This is a genomic window from Halomonas sp. SIMBA_159 (genome assembly GCF_046536035.1).
GTDB lineage: Bacteria > Pseudomonadota > Gammaproteobacteria > Pseudomonadales > Halomonadaceae > Vreelandella > Vreelandella venusta_A.
In genome coordinates this window covers 34,077-54,434 of sequence record NZ_JAWJBT010000016.1, presented here as the reverse complement: position 1 = coordinate 54,434, position 20,358 = coordinate 34,077, and the positions used below count along the sequence as shown (strand labels likewise).

At 56.3% G+C, this 20,358-nt stretch carries 17 protein-coding genes; 13 read left to right on the top strand and 4 right to left on the bottom strand.

What is annotated here, in order from left to right:
• Positions 1 to 25 precede the first annotated feature (25 nt).
• The 6 genes from murC to lpxC all read left to right on the top strand — a co-directional run bounded on the left by murC (position 26) and on the right by lpxC (position 7,010).
• Entirely contained in the window at positions 26 to 1,438 is a 1,413-nt protein-coding gene (gene murC, locus R0J87_RS11810; RefSeq protein WP_498886374.1) for a UDP-N-acetylmuramate--L-alanine ligase, read from the top strand.
• Positions 1,435 to 2,370 (top strand): D-alanine--D-alanine ligase, encoded by a 936-nt coding sequence (locus R0J87_RS11805; RefSeq protein WP_498886329.1) that lies wholly within the window; start codon positions 1,435 to 1,437, stop codon positions 2,368 to 2,370. The genes murC and R0J87_RS11805 overlap by 4 nt, the downstream gene beginning before the upstream one ends.
• A gap of 25 nt (positions 2,371 to 2,395) precedes the next feature.
• The gene (locus R0J87_RS11800; protein ID WP_498886327.1) at positions 2,396 to 3,124 is read left to right on the top strand and encodes a cell division protein FtsQ/DivIB; all 729 of its coding nucleotides are present in this window, start codon (positions 2,396 to 2,398) and stop codon (positions 3,122 to 3,124) included.
• Between the two features lie 311 nt (positions 3,125 to 3,435).
• Positions 3,436 to 4,725 carry a cell division protein FtsA gene (gene ftsA / locus R0J87_RS11795; protein WP_188638410.1) on the top strand — a complete coding sequence of 430 codons (1,290 nt, stop codon included), beginning with the start codon at positions 3,436 to 3,438 and terminating at the stop codon, positions 4,723 to 4,725.
• A gap of 34 nt (positions 4,726 to 4,759) precedes the next feature.
• Complete coding sequence (gene ftsZ / locus R0J87_RS11790; protein ID WP_404342094.1) at positions 4,760 to 5,941, top strand: cell division protein FtsZ; 1,182 nt, start codon at positions 4,760 to 4,762, stop codon at positions 5,939 to 5,941.
• Positions 5,942 to 6,098: 157 nt separating this feature from the next.
• Positions 6,099 to 7,010: a UDP-3-O-acyl-N-acetylglucosamine deacetylase gene (gene lpxC, locus R0J87_RS11785; protein WP_404342092.1), complete on the top strand. Its 912-nt coding sequence runs from the start codon at positions 6,099 to 6,101 to the stop codon at positions 7,008 to 7,010.
• A 109-nt stretch (positions 7,011 to 7,119) separates the two neighbouring features.
• Here lpxC and R0J87_RS11780 read toward each other — a convergent pair whose 3' ends face one another.
• Complete coding sequence (locus R0J87_RS11780; protein ID WP_404342090.1) at positions 7,120 to 7,593, bottom strand: DUF721 domain-containing protein; 474 nt, start codon at positions 7,591 to 7,593, stop codon at positions 7,120 to 7,122.
• A 111-nt stretch (positions 7,594 to 7,704) separates the two neighbouring features.
• On the opposite strand from R0J87_RS11780, the gene R0J87_RS11775 reads away from it, so the two are divergent.
• The 4 genes from R0J87_RS11775 to R0J87_RS11760 all read left to right on the top strand — a co-directional run bounded on the left by R0J87_RS11775 (position 7,705) and on the right by R0J87_RS11760 (position 13,160).
• Positions 7,705 to 8,073, top strand: coding sequence for a hypothetical protein (locus tag R0J87_RS11775; protein WP_404342088.1), 369 nt, complete (start codon positions 7,705 to 7,707; stop codon positions 8,071 to 8,073).
• Positions 8,074 to 8,141: 68 nt separating this feature from the next.
• Positions 8,142 to 10,862, top strand: coding sequence for a preprotein translocase subunit SecA (gene secA / locus R0J87_RS11770; RefSeq protein ID WP_404463236.1), 2,721 nt, complete (start codon positions 8,142 to 8,144; stop codon positions 10,860 to 10,862).
• Positions 10,863 to 10,898: 36 nt separating this feature from the next.
• Complete coding sequence (gene argJ, locus R0J87_RS11765; protein ID WP_498886324.1) at positions 10,899 to 12,128, top strand: bifunctional glutamate N-acetyltransferase/amino-acid acetyltransferase ArgJ; 1,230 nt, start codon at positions 10,899 to 10,901, stop codon at positions 12,126 to 12,128.
• 75 nt (positions 12,129 to 12,203) lie between these two features.
• On the top strand, positions 12,204 to 13,160 hold the full coding sequence (locus tag R0J87_RS11760; protein WP_404342082.1) for a Nudix family hydrolase: 957 nt from the start codon (positions 12,204 to 12,206) through the stop codon (positions 13,158 to 13,160).
• A gap of 98 nt (positions 13,161 to 13,258) precedes the next feature.
• Here the strand turns inward: R0J87_RS11760 and R0J87_RS11755 are convergent, their stop codons facing one another.
• Positions 13,259 to 14,161, bottom strand: coding sequence for a carbon-nitrogen hydrolase (locus R0J87_RS11755; RefSeq protein ID WP_498886323.1), 903 nt, complete (start codon positions 14,159 to 14,161; stop codon positions 13,259 to 13,261).
• 10 nt (positions 14,162 to 14,171) lie between these two features.
• Positions 14,172 to 15,236, bottom strand: coding sequence for an agmatine deiminase family protein (locus R0J87_RS11750; protein WP_498886322.1), 1,065 nt, complete (start codon positions 15,234 to 15,236; stop codon positions 14,172 to 14,174).
• Positions 15,237 to 15,440: 204 nt separating this feature from the next.
• Between R0J87_RS11750 and R0J87_RS11745 the strand changes: the two genes are divergently transcribed.
• Together R0J87_RS11745 and R0J87_RS11740 are read left to right on the top strand one after the other, a co-directional pair.
• Positions 15,441 to 16,682 (top strand): lipoprotein-releasing ABC transporter permease subunit, encoded by a 1,242-nt coding sequence (locus R0J87_RS11745; protein ID WP_253503016.1) that lies wholly within the window; start codon positions 15,441 to 15,443, stop codon positions 16,680 to 16,682.
• Between the two features lie 10 nt (positions 16,683 to 16,692).
• Positions 16,693 to 17,391, top strand: coding sequence for an ABC transporter ATP-binding protein (locus R0J87_RS11740; protein ID WP_404463231.1), 699 nt, complete (start codon positions 16,693 to 16,695; stop codon positions 17,389 to 17,391).
• A 12-nt stretch (positions 17,392 to 17,403) separates the two neighbouring features.
• On the opposite strand, the gene R0J87_RS11735 is transcribed toward R0J87_RS11740, so the two are convergent.
• Positions 17,404 to 17,955: a DUF2062 domain-containing protein gene (locus R0J87_RS11735; protein ID WP_404342074.1), complete on the bottom strand. Its 552-nt coding sequence runs from the start codon at positions 17,953 to 17,955 to the stop codon at positions 17,404 to 17,406.
• A 97-nt stretch (positions 17,956 to 18,052) separates the two neighbouring features.
• Between R0J87_RS11735 and R0J87_RS11730 the strand changes: the two genes are divergently transcribed.
• The gene (locus R0J87_RS11730) at positions 18,053 to 20,320 is read left to right on the top strand and encodes a DNA internalization-related competence protein ComEC/Rec2 (protein ID WP_498886319.1); all 2,268 of its coding nucleotides are present in this window, start codon (positions 18,053 to 18,055) and stop codon (positions 20,318 to 20,320) included.
• Positions 20,321 to 20,358 lie beyond the last annotated feature (38 nt).

Genomic DNA, 20,358 nt, shown 5'->3' with positions numbered 1-20,358 from the left:
GGGGGCTCGTCCCACTGGCCCTGGCATGCGCCGTATTAAGCGGCTGCATTTTGTAGGTATCGGTGGTGCAGGCATGTGCGGAATTGCTGAAGTGCTTGCCAATCAAGGTTACCAGGTGAGCGGTAGCGATATGAAAGCATCGGCCGTCGTTGAACGCTTGCGCCAGTGTGGCGTCAGCGTGGCGATTGGCCATGCCGAAGCCCATGTGCAAGGCGCCGATGTGGTCGTTGTCTCCAGCGCCATCGACGAGACCAATCCTGAGATACGCTGGGCGCATGAACACCGCGTGCCGGTGGTGCGTCGTGCTGAGATGCTCGCTGAGTTGATGCGTTTTCGTCATGGCATCGCCGTCGCGGGTACTCACGGCAAAACCACAACGACCAGCCTGACAGCAACGCTGCTGGCGGAAGGGGGGCTTGACCCCACGTTTGTGATTGGCGGAAAGCTGACCAGCGCAGGTGCCAATGCGCGCCTGGGCGAAGGCGACTACTTAGTGGCCGAAGCAGATGAGTCCGATGCCTCTTTCCTTCACCTGCAGCCCATGGTGTCGATTGTTACCAATATCGATGCTGATCATATGGCCACCTATGGGGGGGACTTTGAACGCCTGAAAAGCACCTTCATCGAGTTTCTGCATAACCTGCCATTCTATGGCTTGGCGGTGCTGTGTATCGATGACCCTCATGTGCGCGTGCTGTGTGACCAAGTTAAACGTCAGTTCGTGACCTACGGATTCGATGAAGATGCCGATTATCGCATCGTTGATTTCTCCCAGCAGGGCGCGGAAGTCTCGTTTACGGCACTGCGCCCTGCTGGAGCGGCACCGCTCGCTATTCGTCTCGCCATGCCTGGCCGTCATAATGCGCTCAATGCGATGGCAGCCATTGTCGTGGCAACCGATGCGGGCGTAAGCGATGACGCCATTCAGCGCGGGCTGGCTGGCTTTGCCGGTGTGGGTCGGCGTTTTCAGGTGCATGGACACTACCCTGCGCCTGCTGGCGGCGGCGACATCATGCTAGTGGACGACTACGGCCACCACCCCCGTGAAGTGGATATGGTGATTAAGGCCGTGCGTGCCGGTTGGCCCGAGCGCCGCCTTGTCATGCTTTATCAGCCTCACCGTTACAGCCGCACACGGGATCTTTATGAAGACTTTGTGCGCGTGCTCTCTCAGGTAGACACCTTGGTGCTGTTAGACGTGTACAGCGCAGGAGAAGCCGTGCTGCCGGGAGCCGAGGGCAGAACGCTGGCGGGGTCTATTCGCCAACGGGGTGAGGTCGACCCGCTGTTTGTCGAGCACAAACAGGAACTGCCTGCGTTGCTACACAATGTACTTCGCCCTGGCGATATTTTGATTACCCAGGGAGCCGGGGACGTGGGCGGGATCTCACTCCGCCTCGCCCAAGCGCAGCTTGAGCTTGATGAGGTGGTGCTATGAACAGTGGGCAGCGCGGTAGTTTAGAGCGCGTGGTGGTGGTTTATGGTGGCACATCAGCTGAGCGTGACGTTTCACTGAAAAGTGGTGCTGCCATTCTTGCGGCTCTCAAGCGTCAGGGAGTGGATGCGGTTGGCTATGATCCCAAAGAGGGTGGCCTAGCGGGACTTGAGCGCCTGGCGCCTAGTGCGGTCTTCGTCGCGCTACACGGGCGCGGGGGAGAGGATGGTACGTTTCAAGGCGCTTTAGAGCTTCTGGGTGTGCCCTACACCGGCAGTGGAGTACTAGCTTCTGCGCTTGGAATGGATAAGCAGCGTACTAAGCAGGTATGGCAAGCCGTAGGACTACCAACGCCTGAGAGCATCATGCTCAGCGAAAATGCGGATTGGTCTGCGGTGGTTGACCAGCTGGGATTGCCGATGATGGTCAAACCTGTGCATGAAGGCTCTACGCTGGGTATTAGCATTGTCAAAAGCCAGGACGAGTTAAAAGCTGCTTATATTGCTGCTGCTAAGTTTGATGCCCGCGTTATGGCTGAGCGTTTTATTGTGGGCGACGAATATACCGTGGCCTTGCTGGGTGATGAGGTGCTTCCTGCTATTCGCGTTGAAGTGCCGGGTGGCTTCTACGATTACGAGGCCAAGTACATCGCCAATACCACCCAGTACCACCTGCCATGTGGCTTGTCTGAACAGGATGAACAGGCGCTTGCGGCGCTGTGTAAAGACGCCTTTTTAGCGGTAGGCGGCGAAGGGTGGGGGCGGATTGACGTGATGAGAGATGCTGCGGGTAAGTGCTGGTTGATTGAGGTCAATACCGTACCGGGTATGACTGATCACAGCCTTGTGCCCCAGGCGGCCGCGCATGCGGGCATCGACTTTGATCACTTGGCCATGCGCATCTTACATACCGCCGTTCAGCCGAGCACGCCGTAATGGGTGTGTGGTTAGTATGAACGTTATGAAAAGACGCAACGCATGGTTAGGCGTTTTGCTGCTGGCGCTGTTGTTAGGCGCTGGCAGTCGAGCCCTATGGCTGTGGTTAGATCGCCCTATCGAGCGCGTGTCAATTCGTGGTGAGTGGGAGTATGTGAGCGCGGATTACCTGCGTACCCAGCTAGCGCCGATGGTGCAAGAAGCGACTTGGCTCTCTGCCGATTTAGGCGAGCTTCGCCGTCGAGCGTTGAACATTGGCTGGCTGTATGAGGTGCGTATCTCGCGGGAGTGGCCAAACGCATTAGTGTTTGAGCTTGTTGAGCAAACGCCTGTCGCACGTTGGAATGATGACTTTCTGTTAAATCCTGAGGGTGAGCCGTTCGCGTTTGCTCCGCTAGAAGTGCCAAACGGTCTGCCTGATTTAGCCGGGCCTGCGGGTAGTAGTGAAGAAGTACTGGCTTACTACAATCGCTTGATGCCCCACTTTGCTGGGCTGGCGCTGTCGCTTTCTCAGCTACGCCTTGAGCCCCGCGGTGCATGGCGCCTGCAACTGGGCGACGGTGTCTGGGTGATGTTAGGTCGACGCCAGCACGGCGAGCGGCTGGCCAGGTTATCAGCCTCTTGGCAGCGCGAGCTTTCTAGCCTAAAAGACCATATTCGCTATATTGACCTACGCTATCCGAATGGCGTTGCGGTCGCTTGGCATGGTGAAACCGATTTTCAAGAGAGTGAACAGCCGGGGCAAGAAGAGTAACAATAGCTGACAATGTGCAAAAAGTAGGAAAGGTGAGTGGTTGCCAACGCCCAAAGACCCGCCATTGGGGTTTAAATTGACTCCCAAGCCAATTATCGTGGGCGTGGGGTAGTCGTATTGCGACTATTGTTTCTATACTATGTCCCTAGCGGTGATATGGGTGCGTTTTGATTATCCTGTCAGCGGTTCGCTCAATCAGCTAATGTTAAGTTTATATCTATTCATTTAATTTGGAAGGTGCTCTTTTTTGCCTCGGCAAATAAAGTGTCTTCCGCGTTTATTAAAACGACGTCAAGGAGATTTACCGACTCATGGCAGGCTCACCCAACGCATCCAATATGGTTGTCGGGCTGGACATTGGAACGTCCAAGGTCGTCGCGATAGTCGGTCAGCCCACTGATGATGGTGGGATTGAGATTGCCGGTATCGGTTCCCACCCCTCGCGCGGCATGAAGCGTGGCGTTGTCATCAATATTGAGTCAACCGTTCAGTCCATTCAGCGTGCTGTTGAAGAAGCAGAATTGATGGCGGGTTGCGATATTCATTCGGTATATGTGGGAGTAGCCGGGAGCCACATTAGCTCCATGAACTCCGATGGCGTGGTGGCGATTAAAGAGCGCGAAGTGACGCCTTCTGATATCGAGCGCGTGATTGATTCTGCTCGGGCTCGAGCGATTTCTGAAGGGCAGCGCGTGCTGCATGTTTTGCCACAAGAGTTTTCCATCGATGCCCAAGGCGGGATCCGTGAGCCGCTCGGTATGTCCGGCGTGCGCTTAGAAGCTCAGGTGCACTTGGTCACTGCCGCATTAAACGCAGTTCAAAATATTGAAAAATGCGTGCGTCGCTGTGGGTTAGATGTTGACGCGATCATTCTGGAACAGCTGGCCTCTAGCATGGCGGTGTTAACGGAAGATGAGCGTGAGCTGGGTGTCTGCATGGTAGACATTGGCGGCGGAACCACGGATATGGCTATCTTTACGGAAGGTGCTATTCGTCACACGGCGGTGATTCCTATCGCTGGTGACCAAGTGACCAACGATATTGCCATGGCGCTGCGCACCCCGACTCAGCATGCGGAAGAGATTAAAGTTAAGTATGCTTGCGCCCTGACGCAGTTGGCCGCAAGCGATGAAATGATTAAGGTTCCTAGCGTAGGCGACCGTCCGGCAAGAGATCTATCGCGCCAGGCGCTGGCCGAAGTGGTTGAGCCACGCTATGAAGAACTGTTTACCTTGGTAAGAGACGAATTACGCCGTAGCGGCTATGAGGATATGGTGGCTGCGGGAGTGGTGCTCACCGGCGGCACCTCGCGCATGGAGGGTGTAAGTGAGCTGGCAGAGGAGATTTTTCATATGCCGGTTCGTATTGCCTGCCCGCAAAATGTCAGAGGCTTGGCAGATGTGGTTCGCAATCCTATCTATGCGACGGGCGTTGGTTTACTGCATTATGCATTGCAGGAAACTCGTCATGGGCAAGGCCTAGAAAGCCACGGGGGAGTCGTTGCTGCCCACAAAGGACGCAACGAATTAGCCCGGCGTGATATCAAGGATGGCCATTCGGCGCTGGCAAGAATCAAAGGCTGGTTCAAAGGAAATTTCTGATAGGGCCGCAAGCGCGGTTCAGGAGACGGGGCTTATGTTCGAATTGGTAGATAACGCACCCTCGAGCAGTGCGGTCATCAAAGTAGTGGGCGTTGGCGGCGGCGGTGGTAACGCTGTCAACCACATGGTCGAGAGCAACATTGAAGGCGTCGAATTTATTTGCGCCAATACCGATGCTCAAGCACTCAAGCGCGTATCGGCAAAAACGGTGCTGCAGCTTGGTAGCGAAATAACCAAAGGGCTTGGCGCAGGCGCTAACCCTGAAGTGGGTCGTCAGGCGGCAATGGAAGATCGCGATCGTATCGCTGAACTGCTGAGCGGTGCTGATATGGTCTTCATCACTGCCGGTATGGGGGGCGGTACGGGTACTGGTGGTGCTCCCGTTGTCGCACAAGTGGCTAAAGAACTCGGCATTCTCACGGTAGCGGTCGTTACGCGCCCCTTCCCGTTTGAAGGGCCGAAGCGTATGCGTGCCGCAGAAGAGGGGATGAAAGAGCTCTCTGAGCACGTCGACTCATTGATCACTATTCCCAACGAAAAGCTGCTATCAGTGCTGGGCAAAAATGCCACGCTGCTAACAGCCTTCAGTGCCGCTAACGACGTGCTGCTAGGTGCGGTTCAAGGTATTGCTGAGCTGATCACTAGCCCTGGTATCATTAACGTCGACTTCGCGGACGTGCGCACGGTGATGTCCGAAATGGGCATGGCGATGATGGGCACAGGCGGCGCGACGGGTGAAAACCGTGCTCGTGAGGCCGCTGAAAAGGCTATCCGCAGTCCGCTGCTGGAAGATATCGATCTGCACGGTGCCCGTGGCATCTTGGTCAACATTACCGCTGGCCCGGATCTTTCCATTGGTGAATTCAACGATGTAGGCGCCACCGTCCAAGAGTTTGCTTCGCAAGAAGCGACTATCGTGGTTGGTACGTCCATCGATATGGAAATGTCTGATGAACTGCGCGTGACCGTTGTAGCGGCAGGGCTAGACGGCAGCAAAGCAAAAGCGGCCGCGGCGCGTGAGCCAGCTCGTCGTTCAGCGGCAGACGTGGGTGGTTCTGATTACCGCAAACTGCAGCAGCCCACCGTTATGCGCCAGCAGGCAACAGCTCGCGCTGAAGCGGAGGCAGCACCCAAGCCGCGCGCTGAAAAACGTCGTTCAGCAGATGCTGACGATTATCTCGACATCCCCGCATTTTTGCGCCGTCAAGCGGATTAACCCCCGCTATCAGGCTCATTGAGGCAGCAAACGAGAGTTTTATTGGTTAAAACGCTCGTTTGCTGTTAAAGTGAACACTGTTTGATAACTTTCTTTCCCCTGCGGGCTTTGTAGCATCTAGCTGCGAACCGCCGTCATTAGAGCTTGACCACTACCCATGATCAGACAACGCACATTACAAAACGTCATTCGCGCCACGGGAGTGGGTCTGCACTCTGGCAAAAAAGTCCATATGGCTTTGCGTCCGGCGCCGGCCAATACCGGCATTGTGTTTGTCAGAACCGATCTGGACCCAGTGGTACACGTGCCTGCCCGCGCCGAATTGGTGGAAGACACCACGCTGTGCACTGCGCTCTCTTATGAAGGCGTTAAAGTTGCCACTGTTGAACACCTGATGTCGGCTTTTGCTGGCCTAGGTATCGATAATGCCTACGTCGACATTAGTGCGCCTGAAGTGCCTATTATGGACGGCAGCGCCAGCCCCTTTGTGTTCCTGATTCAATCAGCGGGCATTTTGGAGCAGGAAGCAGCCAAGAAGTTTATTCGCATTAAGCGCCGTATCGGCGTCACCGATGGTGATAAAGAGGCTACCTTTTTGCCTCATCAAGGTTTCAAAGTCTCGTTTGCCATTGACTTTGACCATCCGGTCTTTGAACAGCAGAAGCAGACCGCACTCATCGATTTCTCGACCACATCGTTCGTGAAAGAAGTCTCTCGTGCACGTACCTTCGGCTTTATGCGCGATTTAGAGTATCTTCGCTCTAACAATCTGGCGCTGGGTGGCAGCTTAGAAAATGCCATTGTGGTTGATGATTACCGCATTGTGAACGAAGGTGGGTTACGTTACGAAGACGAATTCGTTAAGCACAAAGTGTTGGATGCCATCGGCGATCTTTATCAGTTGGGGTACAGCCTAATTGGTGAATTCCGTGGGGTGAAATCTGGTCATGCCCTGAATAACCAGCTATGTCGCGAGCTGATGGCACAGCCGGACGCTTTTGAAATTGTAACGTTTGAAGAAGAGAAAGCAGTGGCGCCTATTTCCTATGCCGCTCCTGCTATGGCATAACGTGCCATACAGCAAAATGTTGGGGCAGTTGAGTTGAAATAATGAAATGGCCCCCCACTTTATAAAGCATCGCTACGGCGGTGCTTTATGCGTTTAAGAGCGCTGCTTTTTATCGTTTCGGTTCAGTAGGGCGAGTAGCGTGCGAAGCCAGCCGTTCAAGGGCGTTTTTTAATCGAGGGTTGTCAGTGTCTTTGGCGCACTCAGCCAGCGTTTTACCCGCATCGTCTGATAGTGTGCGTGTGTAGCGTTTAGGCGTTTCGATGGGGCGTATTGGGCGAACTTTTAGTGTAAACCCTGTGACCCCTTCAAAGCCTGGCAACTGGTGGAGTAAGGCCAAAAGGCGTGACTGTTCATAGCGCAACCACGTTAACCAGCTGGCTTGTCCGCTGATCAGGGTAAGGCGCCCGTTGCTGAAGCCGCCGACAAAGATGTGCTCACGCATCTCTTCTGGTAAATGGGCGCGAAGGTGGCGCTGTGCCTGATCAATAAGGCGGGACTGACGCATTAGCTGACCGACACCGCCAGACTTGGTCAGCAGTTGGGCAATGGGCTGTGCGCGAGAACGCTTAACCTTTATACTCATCAACTTAATTCCTAGGGTGTTGCTAGTAACGTCGTGCTGGCGAATACAAACAGCGCCTATGATTGACCGCCAATGAACAGAGCCTAACACGCTCGGGAGCCAGTCCACAGCATGCCATCAACGTCAGGGATCGTTTCTGCTTCGCCATGGCGTCAACGACGCTATGGCTTAGCACGTTGGTGGCTGGCTGGCCTGTTGGTGAGCTGTTTACTGCCCGCTAGTTTACATCCTTCAGATGCGCTGCGAAGCAGCGACCGCAGCGTCTGTATCTGCTTTTGGATGCCAGCAATGCTGCGCGCCCAATCGCATTGGATTGCCAAAAAGCGTCGTGCGCTTCGTCGCTGGGTCTCGCGCCAAACGCGCTGGTTATCCAACGTCCGCCGTCGTCCTCTCTGGTTACCGCTGATCACGCTGCGCTTTGTTGCCGCCAGCGATGTGCTTACCCCCCGTGGCCCGCCCACTAAACAACGCATTGATTAAATTTATCCGCATTTGCCTTGTATAAAGGGCGCACCTGGATGGGTCGCTCACGATGATCTGGAAATTTCATGATTAATAATTTGCTACGTAAAGTGGTCGGCTCTAAAAACGACCGTGAAGTTAAACGCATGCAAAAAAGCGTGCAGAGCGTCAATGCGTTAGAAGAGTCATTGGCTGGCCTAAATGATGGCGAGCTGCAGGCCAAAACCGCCGAGCTGCGCCAGCGGCTAGACGAAGGCGAGTCACTGGATAATCTGTTGCCAGAAGCGTTTGCGGTGGTCCGCGAGGCGAGCAAACGGGTAATGGGCATGCGTCACTTTGATGTGCAGATGGTCGGTGGTATGACGCTGCATCGTGGCCGTATCGCCGAAATGAAAACCGGTGAAGGTAAAACCCTGGTAGCCACGTTGGCCGTCTATTTGAACGCCTTGCCAAACAAGGGTGTTCACGTGGTCACGGTCAATGACTATTTGGCACGTCGTGACGCCGAATGGATGCGTCCGCTGTATGAGTTTTTGGGTCTCTCGGTAGGCGTTATCTTCTCGGGCCAAACCGGTGAAGAGAAGCGCCACGCTTATCAGTGCGATATTACGTACGGTACCAACAACGAGTTTGGCTTTGACTATCTGCGCGATAACATGGCCTTCTCGCTGGAAGATAAGGTTCAGCGTGGCCTGCACTACGCCATCGTGGATGAAGTCGACTCCATTTTGATCGACGAAGCGCGGACCCCGCTGATTATCTCTGGCGCGGTTGACGAAAATACCGATCTATACGGCATCGTGAATCGTCTGGCACAGCAGCTTGAGCAAGGCGAAGTCTCAGAGGACGATGAGGCACCGGTGAGCGGTGACTTCGTGCTTGAAGAGAAACAAAAGCAGGTGGAACTGACGGAGCAAGGCCACAACAAAGTGGAAGAGCTCATGCGGGCCGAGGGGCTGTTGGGTGAAGGCGAGTCGCTCTATGCTGCCCAAAACCTCAACCTGCTGCAGCACATGCACTCAGCGCTGCGCGCTCGCCATCTCTATCATCTGGATGTTGACTACATCGTGGCCGAAGGTCAGGTGGTGATTGTCGATGAGCACACTGGTCGTACCATGCCGGGGCGCCGTTGGTCAGAAGGCCTGCACCAGGCTGTAGAAGCCAAAGAAGGCGTGACAGTGCAGCGTGAAAGTCAGACGCTGGCCTCTACGACTTTCCAGAACTACTTCCGTCTGTATGAAAAACTGTCGGGTATGACGGGTACCGCGGATACAGAGGCGTTCGAATTCCGTCAGATCTATGGCCTGGATGTCATCGTTATTCCGACGAACCGCGCGTTGGCACGTAAAGATCTGAATGACCTGGTGTACCTGAGTGCGGAAGAGAAGTACGAAGCTATTATCAAGGACGTAAAAACCGAAACGGAAGCAGGCCGCCCTGTGCTGGTGGGTACCGCTTCTATCGAAACGTCTGAATATCTGGCGCGCCTCATGCGCGATGCCGGGCTGAAATTTAACGTGTTGAACGCCAAGCAGCACCAAAGCGAAGCGGAAATTATTGCCCAGGCTGGTCGTCCCGGTGCTATCACGATTGCCACCAACATGGCGGGTCGCGGTACCGACATTATGTTGGGCGGTAACTGGGAAGCAGAAGCAGCGAAGCTGCAAAACCCAAGCCAAGCACAAATTGATGCGCTGAAGGCTGAGTGGAAAAAACGCCACGACGCGGTGCTGGAAGCCGGTGGTTTGCACGTCGTGGGTTCTGAGCGCCATGAGTCTCGGCGTATCGATAACCAGCTTCGTGGTCGTGCTGGCCGTCAGGGCGACCCGGGTTCTACGCGCTTCTTCCTCTCTTTAGAAGACAGCCTGATGCGCCTGTTTGGCTCTGATCGCGTCAAGCGCTTAATGCAGGCCTTGGGCCTGGAGCGTGGCGAAGCCATTGAACACAAAATGGTCTCTAATGCCGTCGAGCGCGCCCAGAAAAAAGTCGAAGGCCGTAACTTTGATATTCGTAAGCAGCTCTTGGAGTACGATGACGTCGCTAACGACCAGCGCCGCGTGATCTACGAGCAGCGCAACGAAATTCTCGCTGCGGATGAAGTGTCTGCTGCCGTAGTGGGCATTCGTGAAGAAGTGATGGAGGAGGCGATTAGTGATTACGTGCCGCCTCAAAGTCTCGCCGAACAGTGGGATCTGCACGGCTTAGAAGCGCATCTGAAAACCGAGTTTAATCTCGATGCGCCGGTCGCACAGTGGGCCGCAGAAGATGAGCGCTTTAGCGAAGAGAAGCTACGCGAGCGCCTGCAAGCTATGCATCGTGAGGCGTACGACGCCAAGATTGAATCGGCCGGTGCGGCACTTATACGTCGCTTCGAGAAGCAGGTGATGCTCCAGGTGCTGGATACGCGTTGGAAAGAGCACCTGCAGTCCATGGATCACCTGCGTCGTGGTATCCACCTGCGTGGCTATGCACAAAAGAACCCTAAGCAGGAGTACAAGCGCGAATCCTTCGAGCTGTTCCAACACCTGCTGACCAATATTAAATCTGATGTGACGCGCATTCTCAGTCACGTTCAGGTGCGCCAGCCAGAAGAAGTCGATGCCCTGGAACAGAAACGCCGTGAAGAGCTTGCACGTGAAAAAGCCACGGCTGCTAGCCGTCATGACGCGCCTGACGCTGAGAACGAGGCAGCGCCGGGAGCTGATGGGCGTCCGCTACGTCGTGAAAATCCCAAAGTAGGCCGCAATGATCCTTGTGTATGCGGTTCGGGTAAAAAATATAAGCAGTGCTGCGGCAAACTAAGCTAATCACGTCTGGCGAAAGCGAACGTAGAGGAGAAAAACATGGCGGTGGGAAACCTTCCCTTTCCGGAATTGCCACCCCTCAGTGGGGTGCGCCTGGGCACTGCAATGGCGGGCATTAAGAAGCCGGATCGCCGTGATATGGTGGTGATTGAGCTACCGGAGACGGCCACCGTGGCGGGTGTTTTCACCCGCAATGCGTTCTGCGCTGCTCCGGTAGTGGTTGCCAAGCAGCATCTGGAGCAGTGCGCCAGTAGCGGCCTTGCGCCGCGTTATTGGTTAATTAATACCGGTAATGCCAATGCGGGTACAGGTGAGGCTGGCTTGCAAGATGCTTATGCCAGCTGTGCCGCTGTTGCTGAGCAGGCAGGCACTGATCAGGCTCAGGTGCTGCCGTTCTCTACGGGCGTGATTGGCGAGCCTCTGCCAATGACCCGCCTGCTGGCGGGCTTGCCGGACGCGTTTGATACGCTGGCCGACTCAAGCCAAGCGTGGCAGCAGGCAGGTGAAGGTATTCTAACCACCGACACCCGCGCAAAGGGAGCCACGGTGACCGTTGATATTGGCGACCAGCAGGTCACCATTAACGGGATTACCAAAGGCTCGGGCATGATTAAACCCAATATGGCCACCATGTTGGGGTTTGTAATCACCGATGCGGCGATTGAGCAGCCCTTGCTTGCCACGCTGCTGCGAGAAACGGTGGATCGCTCGTTCAACTGCATCACTGTCGATAGCGATACTTCTACTAATGATGCCTGCATGTTAGCCGCCACGGGGGCGGGGGCTCACATTGAGAGCGAAGAGCAGATTGCTGTTTTCCGTAACGCCCTGCAGCGAGTGATGACTGAGCTTGCCCAGTCGATTATTCGCGATGGTGAAGGCGCGACTAAATTCATCACGCTACAGGTGAATGAGGCCAGTACTCGCCAAGAGGCGCTGGATGTAGCGTTTACCGTGGCACACTCGCCGCTGGTAAAAACTGCGCTCTACGCCTCGGATGCCAACTGGGGGCGTATTTTGGCCGCGGTGGGTCGTGCGCCGGTTGAAGCGTTTGACGTCAGCCGGGTCGTGATTGACTTAGGCGATGTGCGCTTAGTAGAGAACGGTGGCCGCGCCGGTAGTTATACCGAAGCCGCCGGCAGTGCCGTCATGGCGCAGGAAGAGATCACGATTCGCATTAATTTGGGGCGTGGTGAAGAGGGTGCCACCGTGTGGACCTCGGATCTCTCCCATGACTATGTGTCCATCAACGCGGATTACCGCAGCTAAGGCTGTAGTAACGTGCTAACGCAGCGAGATAGCGTCGTGCAGTACAGGCGGCGCGCACAAAGTGGATAAGACGTAATGAGTGTAATGGTAAAACGACGGGTTCATGTCGCAGCGGCGGCAATGATTAGCGCTGATCAAAAGCACGTGCTGATCGCACGCCGACCTTCCAACGTCGACCACGGCGGTTTATGGGAGTTTCCCGGTGGCAAGCTGGCCCCTTATGAGACAGGGCTTGAAGGTCTGAAGCGTGAGCTGCATGAAGAGCTAGGCGTTGAGATTGTGCGTGCTCAGCCGCTCATCCGCGTTCACCATGAGTACCCTGACAAGCATATTTTGCTGGATGTGTGGCAGGTGCATGAGTTTGCTGGAGAACCGTTTGGTCGTGAAGGCCAGGCAGTGCGCTGGGTGCCGATGGGTGAGCTGGTGAACTATCCGTTCCCGGCGGCAAACCTGCCTATCTTACGTGCTGTGATGCTGCCCACTGAGTATCTGATTACCGGTGAGGAAGCCGACGATGAGCGCTTCGAGGCACTGTTAGAGCGCGCTCTGCGTGAAGACAATATCCGCCTTGTGCAGCTGCGAGCTAAAAGTTTGGACGATGCAGCCTATGTTGCCCGTGCCGAGCGAGCGCTCAAGCTTTGCCGTGAGTACGGCGCTAAGCTGCTGCTCAACGGTGAGCCTGCACTCCTGGACCAGGTCGATGCGGATGGTATTCACCTGACCAGTGCGCGTTTAATGCAGCTGGACCGTCGCCCGATTGCGGAAAACAAGTGGCTGTCGGCCTCCACGCATGATCAAAAGCAGCTTTCCCAAGCGGCAGTGCTGGGCTGTGATTTTGTCACGCTTTCCCCGCTGCGCACCACGCCATCACACCCGGAAGTGGCTCCGATGGGCTGGCACGACTTCCAGCAGCTGGTGGAACGTGCCGGTATGCCGGTATTCGCGCTGGGCGGTATGACCCGCTTTGACGCCAACCACGCTCGCGCGGTGGGTGCTCAGGGTATTGCGTCAATTCGCGATTTCTGGAAATAAGTGCCGGGAAATAAAAGATGTCGGCTTAAGCGCTGATAGCAAAACGCCTGCTCTGATAACAGAGCAGGCGTTTTTGATTTTCAAATGCTCGAATAAGCTTAATCGCGGTAGCGGCGGGTTAGGTCGCCATAAGCGTCGACACGGCGATCGCGCAGGTAGGGCCAAATACGGCGGGTGTTTTCGCTACGCGCCATATCCAGGCTCACGACCAACTGCTCAGTCTCTTCACCGGCATGGGCTAATAGCTCGCCTTGTGGGCCGCAAATAAAGCTGCCGCCCCAAAACGCGATACCGTCGCCAACGCCGGAGTGGTCGGCCTCAAAGCCTACGCGGTTTGCCACCAAGACGGGCAGGCCATTCGCGACGCCGTGGGCGCGCTGAATCAGCGTCCAGGCATCTTTCTGGCGGGTTTTTTCCGCGTCGTCGTCATTAGGATCCCAGCCAATAGCGGTGGGGTAGAGCAGTAGCTCAGCACCCGCCAACGCCATTAAACGGGCGGCCTCTGGATACCACTGATCCCAGCACACCAAAATGCCTAATCGACCCACTGAGGTGTCAATCGGCGTAAAGCCCTCTTTGCGGGCGTCGTCGGCGTCGCCAGGGGTGAAGTAAAACTTCTCATAGAACCCTGGGTCGTCTGGGATATGCATCTTGCGGTACTGGCCAACCCGCCCTTTGGCGCGGTCGTACACAACGGCGGTGTTGTGATAGAGCCCCGCCGCGCGCTTTTCAAACAGCGAACCTACCAGCACGATATCCAGCTCTTTTGCCAGTGCCGCCAACCGCTGTCCCGTCGGGCCATCCAGTGGCTCAGCGAGATCAAACAGTGCCGGGTCTTCGTATTGGCAGAAGTAGTGGGTAGCATGCAGCTCTTGCAGCAGCACTAGCTGTGCCCCTTGGCTGGCTGCTTGGCGAATGCCCGCTTCGCTTTCGGCCAGGCTACGCGCTTTATCGGGCCATGCGGCTTGTTGAATCACCGCAACGTTAAGTGTCTGGGACATGCTGCCCTCCTTAAGAGTGAGTGGTCGCAGGCACAAGCGTACCTTTGGGTAGCTGCATGGTTAAACAGTGCAGGCTGCCGTGCTGACGAATCACGCTGACGCACTCAATGGGGATCAGCGTATGTTCTGGGAAAGCGACGGCCAGCGCTTGCAGTGCGGTGACATCGGCTGGGTCGCCATAGGTAGGCACCAGCACCGCATCATTAATAATCAAAAAGTTCGCATAGGTGGCCGGTAGGCGATGCCCATCTTCCGGGTCAAAACAAGCCTGGGGCCAGGGCAGCGGAATAAGCTGGTAGGGCTCTCCGTTACGCTGACGGAAGGCTTTCAACTCCTGCTCCATTGCCTGCAGGGCCGTGTAGTGTGGGTCAGTGGGGTCGTCACAGCGCACATAGGCAATGGTCGAGGGGTTACAAAAACGTGCCAGGGTGTCCACATGGCTGTCCGTGTCGTCGCCTTCTAAATGCCCATTGGCTAGCCACAGCACGCGGTCTACGCCAAAGTCATCTGCCAAAAGCGCTTCAACGTCTTCTCGAGAGAGCGATGGATTGCGGTTTGTGTTGAGCAGGCACGCTTCCGTGGTGAGCAGTGTGCCTTCGCCGTCAGTCTCGATAGCCCCGCCTTCCAGCAACATCTCCCGAGAAGAGACTGGGCAGGCCCATACGCCCGCATCGGCTAGCCACTGGGTTAGCTGATTGTCCCGCTCAGCAGGGAATTTACCGCCCCAGCCGGTAAAGGTGTAATCCAGCAGCAGCGGCTGGTTATCTTCGTCCAATACCGTGATCGGCCCATGATCTCGCGCCCAGGTATCGTCGGTCGGTGCGACAATCAGCAGCAGCTGATGTTTGGGGATGCCGTAGGCATCGAACGTGGCGTTCAGGCGCTGATGGGTCGCCTCGTCTGGCACGCTGATAATCACGCGCTGATAGCGCGCCGTGGCAAGCACAATGCGCTCAAGCGTTGCTTCGATACGCGACAGCATATAAGCCCAGTCGCCGTCTGGACGGGGCCAGGTGAGCTGTAGGCCATCTTGAGGGTGCCATTCGGGCAATAAGCGGTGAGTCTTGGTAGCCAACGTAAAAGGTGCTCTCACTAGTCAGAATAAGCTTACCCGGCGGGCAAGAGGGTCGGGCGCAATTTAGGGGGTTGCTCCTCAACTTGCAAGCGATACCGTTATAAAGGGAACGGCCTTGGAGAGGGCGACTCTAAGGCTGCGTTTGCACATGCAGCCATGTTAAAAAAACCGTACCATGGACGCCCATTATTAAGGAATGTAGCCATGCTTGATCGTTTGCCTTTTCTGGTGGGGCTGCGCTATGTGCGCGCTAAACGCCGGAACCACTTTATTTCGTTTATCTCCCTAACATCGATGCTGGGTCTGATGCTGGGGGTGGCGGTACTCATTCTCGTGCTGTCGGTGATGAACGGATTTGATCACGAGCTGCGCACGCGCATTTTAGGCATGGTGCCCCACACCAAAATTGAGTCCCAGGAAGGGTTGGTAGAGTGGGAGGCGTTGGCAGAGCAATTAGTACAGCGCGATCGAGTAATTGGTGCAGCCCCTTACGTTGAGCAGCAGGGCATGTTCTCCGCTGGCGGCCGCAACCAGGGCGCGATGGTTAACGGCATTCATCCGGATTGGGAAGACCAGGTCTCCATTATTGGTGAGCACATGCGCCAAGGAGAGTTGGCGGATCTAGTGCCCGGTGAATGGAATGTCGTGCTGGGTTCGATGCTCGCCCGCAGGCTAGGCGTTGGCGTGGGTGATCGTGTGACGCTGCTGGTGCCAGAAGCCTCTATTACGCCAGCAGGCGTTTTCCCCCGGCTGAAGCGGTTTACCGTCAGCGGTATTTTCAGTGTAGGTGCCGATCTAGACGCCAATTTGGCCTACGCCAATATTGAAGATATGCAAACGCTGGCACGCATGGGCGATGCGGTTGGTGGTTTGCGCCTAGAGCTAGATGACCTGTTTATCGCCGGTAGCGAAACTCAGGCCATTGTGAACGAGTTGGGCCCAGGCTACAGCGGCTCCGACTGGACGTTCTCCCATGGCAATCTCTTCCAAGCGATTCAGATGGAAAAACGCATGATCGCGCTGCTGTTGACCGTGATTATTGCAGTTGCCGCGTTCAATATTGTGTCGACGCTGGTGATGGTGGTGACGGATAAGCGTGCGGACATTGCTATTTTACGCACCATTGGTGCCACGCCGGGCTCCATTATGGGTATTTTCATTGTGCAGGGGCTAGCGATTGGCCTGATCGGCATTGCGGTAGGCGTTACCGTGGGCATTCTGCTGGCGCTCACCATTTCCGATTTGATTGGCTGGTTTGAAACGGCGTTTGGTATTCAATTCCTGGATGCGGGGGTTTACTTCATTAGCGACCTGCCGTCGCGTCTGGAGTGGAGCGATGTGCGCGATATCGTACTGGCCGCGTTTGGCCTGACGTTCCTCTCGACGCTTTATCCCGCATGGCGAGCTGCTCGCGTTCAGCCTGCTGATGTACTGCGCTATGAATAAGGATGCCCCGATGACGTCAACCACCTCTAACGCCGTAATGCTGGAATGCCGGGGGCTTACCCGTATCTACAGCGAAGGCCCTCAGGACCTTACCGTGCTGGACCAGCTTGAACTGACGGTTCATGCCGGTGAGCGTGTCGCGATTGTGGGCAGTTCGGGCTCGGGCAAAACCACGCTGTTGAACCTGCTTGGCGGCCTAGACCGCCCGAGCGATGGAAGCGTTGTGATTGGCGGTGAGCCGCTGTCAGGCTTGAACGAAGCCGCGCTGGGCCGCTTCCGTAATCAATATATTGGCTTTGTGTATCAGTTCCACCATCTGCTGGCGGAATTTACGGCGGTGGAAAACGCTGCGCTGCCGCTGATTATTCGCGGCCAGTCTAAAAAAGTGGCTGAACAGCGCGCTATGCAGATCCTAGAGCGGGTGGGGATGAAAGCGCGTGCCGACCATAAGCCGGGTGAGCTGTCGGGCGGTGAGCGCCAGCGAGTGGCGATTGCCCGGGCGCTAGTGACTGACCCAAGCCTCGTATTAATGGATGAGCCGACCGGTAACCTGGACCAAACCACCGCAGCGACTATTCTGGCGCTGATGGATGAGCTGGCCAAAGAGAGCGCCTGTGCATTTGTGATCGTGACTCACGATGTGAGCCTTGCTGCCCATCAAGATCGTGTCATGAAGTTGGATGGGGGGCGCTTGGTCGCTCAGGCATAGCGATGCGCTAGTTTAATCGTCAAACTCTGATTCGATGCGAGCCCTGCGCCGCCGTCTTTTAAGGCGGCGGCGCTTCCAGTTATGGGAAACGTGCCAGCGCCAGATAAGGCGAATGCCAATGTTAGCGACGACCGCAAGCACAATGGCCGTTATCAACGAACCCAGCAGCAGCGGCGGCAAAATATCGTGCATCTGCTCGGCGATCCAGCGAGTAGAGATCCGTGAAGGGGCCTCCCGCGCGGGTGCCCCAAGCAAGAACGTTCCTATGCGATAATTGGCATAAAAAATCAGCGGCATAGTCAGTGGGTTAGTCACCCATACAAGCCCCACCGAGAGAGCCAAGTTGCAACGGCTGAGACGCGCACCGAGCGCTGCCACCACCATTTGAAAGGGGATGGGCAGCATCGCGCAGAAAAGCCCGACGCTAAACGCGTTGGCAACGCTGCGTCGAGTTAATAGCCATAAACCCGGATCCGCGATCAGCGGTGCCATAAAGCGCAATGAGCGCTGGCGCCTCAGCGTGTCGGGTTTTGGCATGTAGCGCTGCAGGAAACGGCGCGGCATGTCAGGTACTCTTGCGATAAGTAGTTTCTATTATCCATATAGCGTAGGGCTTCGGCTACGGCGCAGACAGTAATGGTTGAGCACCAGGGAGGGGCGCATGAGGCACGGCATCGCAATGCCTGCTGCGTTGGCGGCGCTGGGCGGTGGCCTTTTGGTTGGGTGGGGCGATGGGCAGAGCGGTGTATGGCTCCTGCCAATAGCGTTTTTCATCGCACTATTAGGGGTCAGTGCGTGGCGGCCAAAAGCGCTTATTTGGTTGCTGATGACGGGAGGCATTGCTTTTAGTATTCAGCAGGAGTGGGCGCGTCGGCTACCCGCTGGGTTAAGCGGCCAAGATCTTGCGGTGCGTGCCAAAGTGGTTGATGTTCAGCAGCATCAAGATGCCCAGCGGCTGCGGCTAATCATTGAGCGTTGCGCTGCTCCCGCTGATTTACTGCCCTGTGACCACTTACTCCGAGTGCGGGTCAGTGCATACGACGCACAGGAGTACAGGGTGGGCGAGCGCTGGCAGATGACGTTGCGCTTGCGTCCTCCTGCTGGTTTCAAGAACCCTGATACGTTTAATTATGAGCAATGGCTGTGGCGCGAAGGCATCCATGCGACGGGGTACATTCGTTCAGAGCCTCTGCCTCAACGGATTGATCAGGCCTCGCCACGGCTGCGTCCATGGGCACGCGATTTTCTCACACAGCTTCCCTTAGAGCCGCGTACTCAGCGCTGGCTGGCCGCATTGACTCTAGGAGATGGCGAACAGCTGACTCAGGATGACTGGGCACTGTTAAACGCCACGGGGACCACACACCTTGTGGTGATCTCTGGCCTTCATGTCGGGTTGGTAGCGTCATTCGTGCTGCTGTTAGGGCGCTATGCTGCACGTGTCGTTTCACCTACCAACTGGCGGCTGCGCACATGGCCCTGGTGGCTTGCGGGCGTTGCCGCCGTTGGCTACGCGGTGTTGGCCGGGTTGGCGCCCCCGGCAATGCGCGCGATGATTATGACGTTGCTGGGGTTGTGGGTACTGAGCGGACGCCATGCGCCGGGGCCCTGGCAAGCTTGGTGGCTTGCACTGGCGCTGGTGCTGATGGTTGACCCGCTAGCACTTTGGCGGCCTGGGTTATGGCTTTCATTTGTGGCGGTAGGGTGGCTGATCATCATCTGGCAGGGACGAGCTAAGCCGCGCGGTGTGAGAGGCTGGTGCTGGGCGCTGCTGCGCTCACAGCTGTTATTAGCGCCGTTAATGGCGGCGGCGGTGCTCTTTGCGTTCGGACGTGTGGCGCCTGCGTCCCCGTTAGTGAATCTCTTAGCCGTGCCTTGGGTGAGCTCCGTGATGGTGCCGACTGCGCTTCTGGGTTGGCTAATGTCACCCTTGCCGGTCATTGGGCTGGTGCCCTGGTGGACATTTGAGCAAGCTTTGGCGCTGTTTCATCAACTGTTGGTGGTGACTGTAGAGGCCGCTCCGCTTTGGCAGCCACCGGCGCATTTGGCTTACCCATTAGCGGGTAGCTTGGTGCTGCTGGCGCTATGTTGGGGATTGCCTGCCGTTCCCCGCTGGCTGCGCGTTGGCTCAGCAGCGCTGGTGCTCACCATTCCCTGGTGGCCAAGAGAGCAGCTAATGCCTGCTGGGCAGTTACAGGTGACTGTTTACGATGTGGGGCAAGGGCAGTTAATTGAGCTACGCAGTGCCAGCTTTCGATTACTCTACGATACGGGCCCACGTTTTCGCAGCGGTTTTATGCCGCTACAAAGCCTTTGGCCACCAGGGCAATCCTTCGATCACGTTATGGTAAGTCATGCGGACAGCGACCATGCGGGGGGAGTCGATGCGCTCTTGGCTGACCACCACGTGGCACAGTGGTCGGCACCCGCCGGGGAGGCGCTTTCTGTGAATCACCAGCGCTGCGCACAAGGGCAGCGCTGGCAGCGGGATGGCATTTCCTATCACGTGCTCTGGCCGCCAAAAGGCGAGAATACGCTTTCTTCTAATGATCGCTCCTGCGTGCTGATGGTGAATGCGGGTGAGCATAGCCTGCTGATCACCGGTGATGTTGGGCGTCAGGTGGAGCGACAGCTGCTAACGCTGCTTGATGGTCCTGTAAGCGTATTAGTGGCGGGGCATCATGGCAGCGCCACCAGTTCAGGGATTCAGTTTGTGCGCGAGACACAGCCGCAGCACGTGGTGTTTAGTGCTGGACGAGATAATTCCTTCGGCCATCCCGTTGACGAAGTTGTTCGGCGCTTCCGGCAACAGCAGAGCTGTCTATGGAGCACTGCCCAGGATGGGGCGCTAACATTTTCACTCGTCCGGCAGCAGCCCATTACGTTTCAACCTTTGCGTCCCTTGCCCGGTGGTCATAAGCGGTGTTGAAGCGCGTCACCATCAGGTAGAATCGCTCACACTGCACA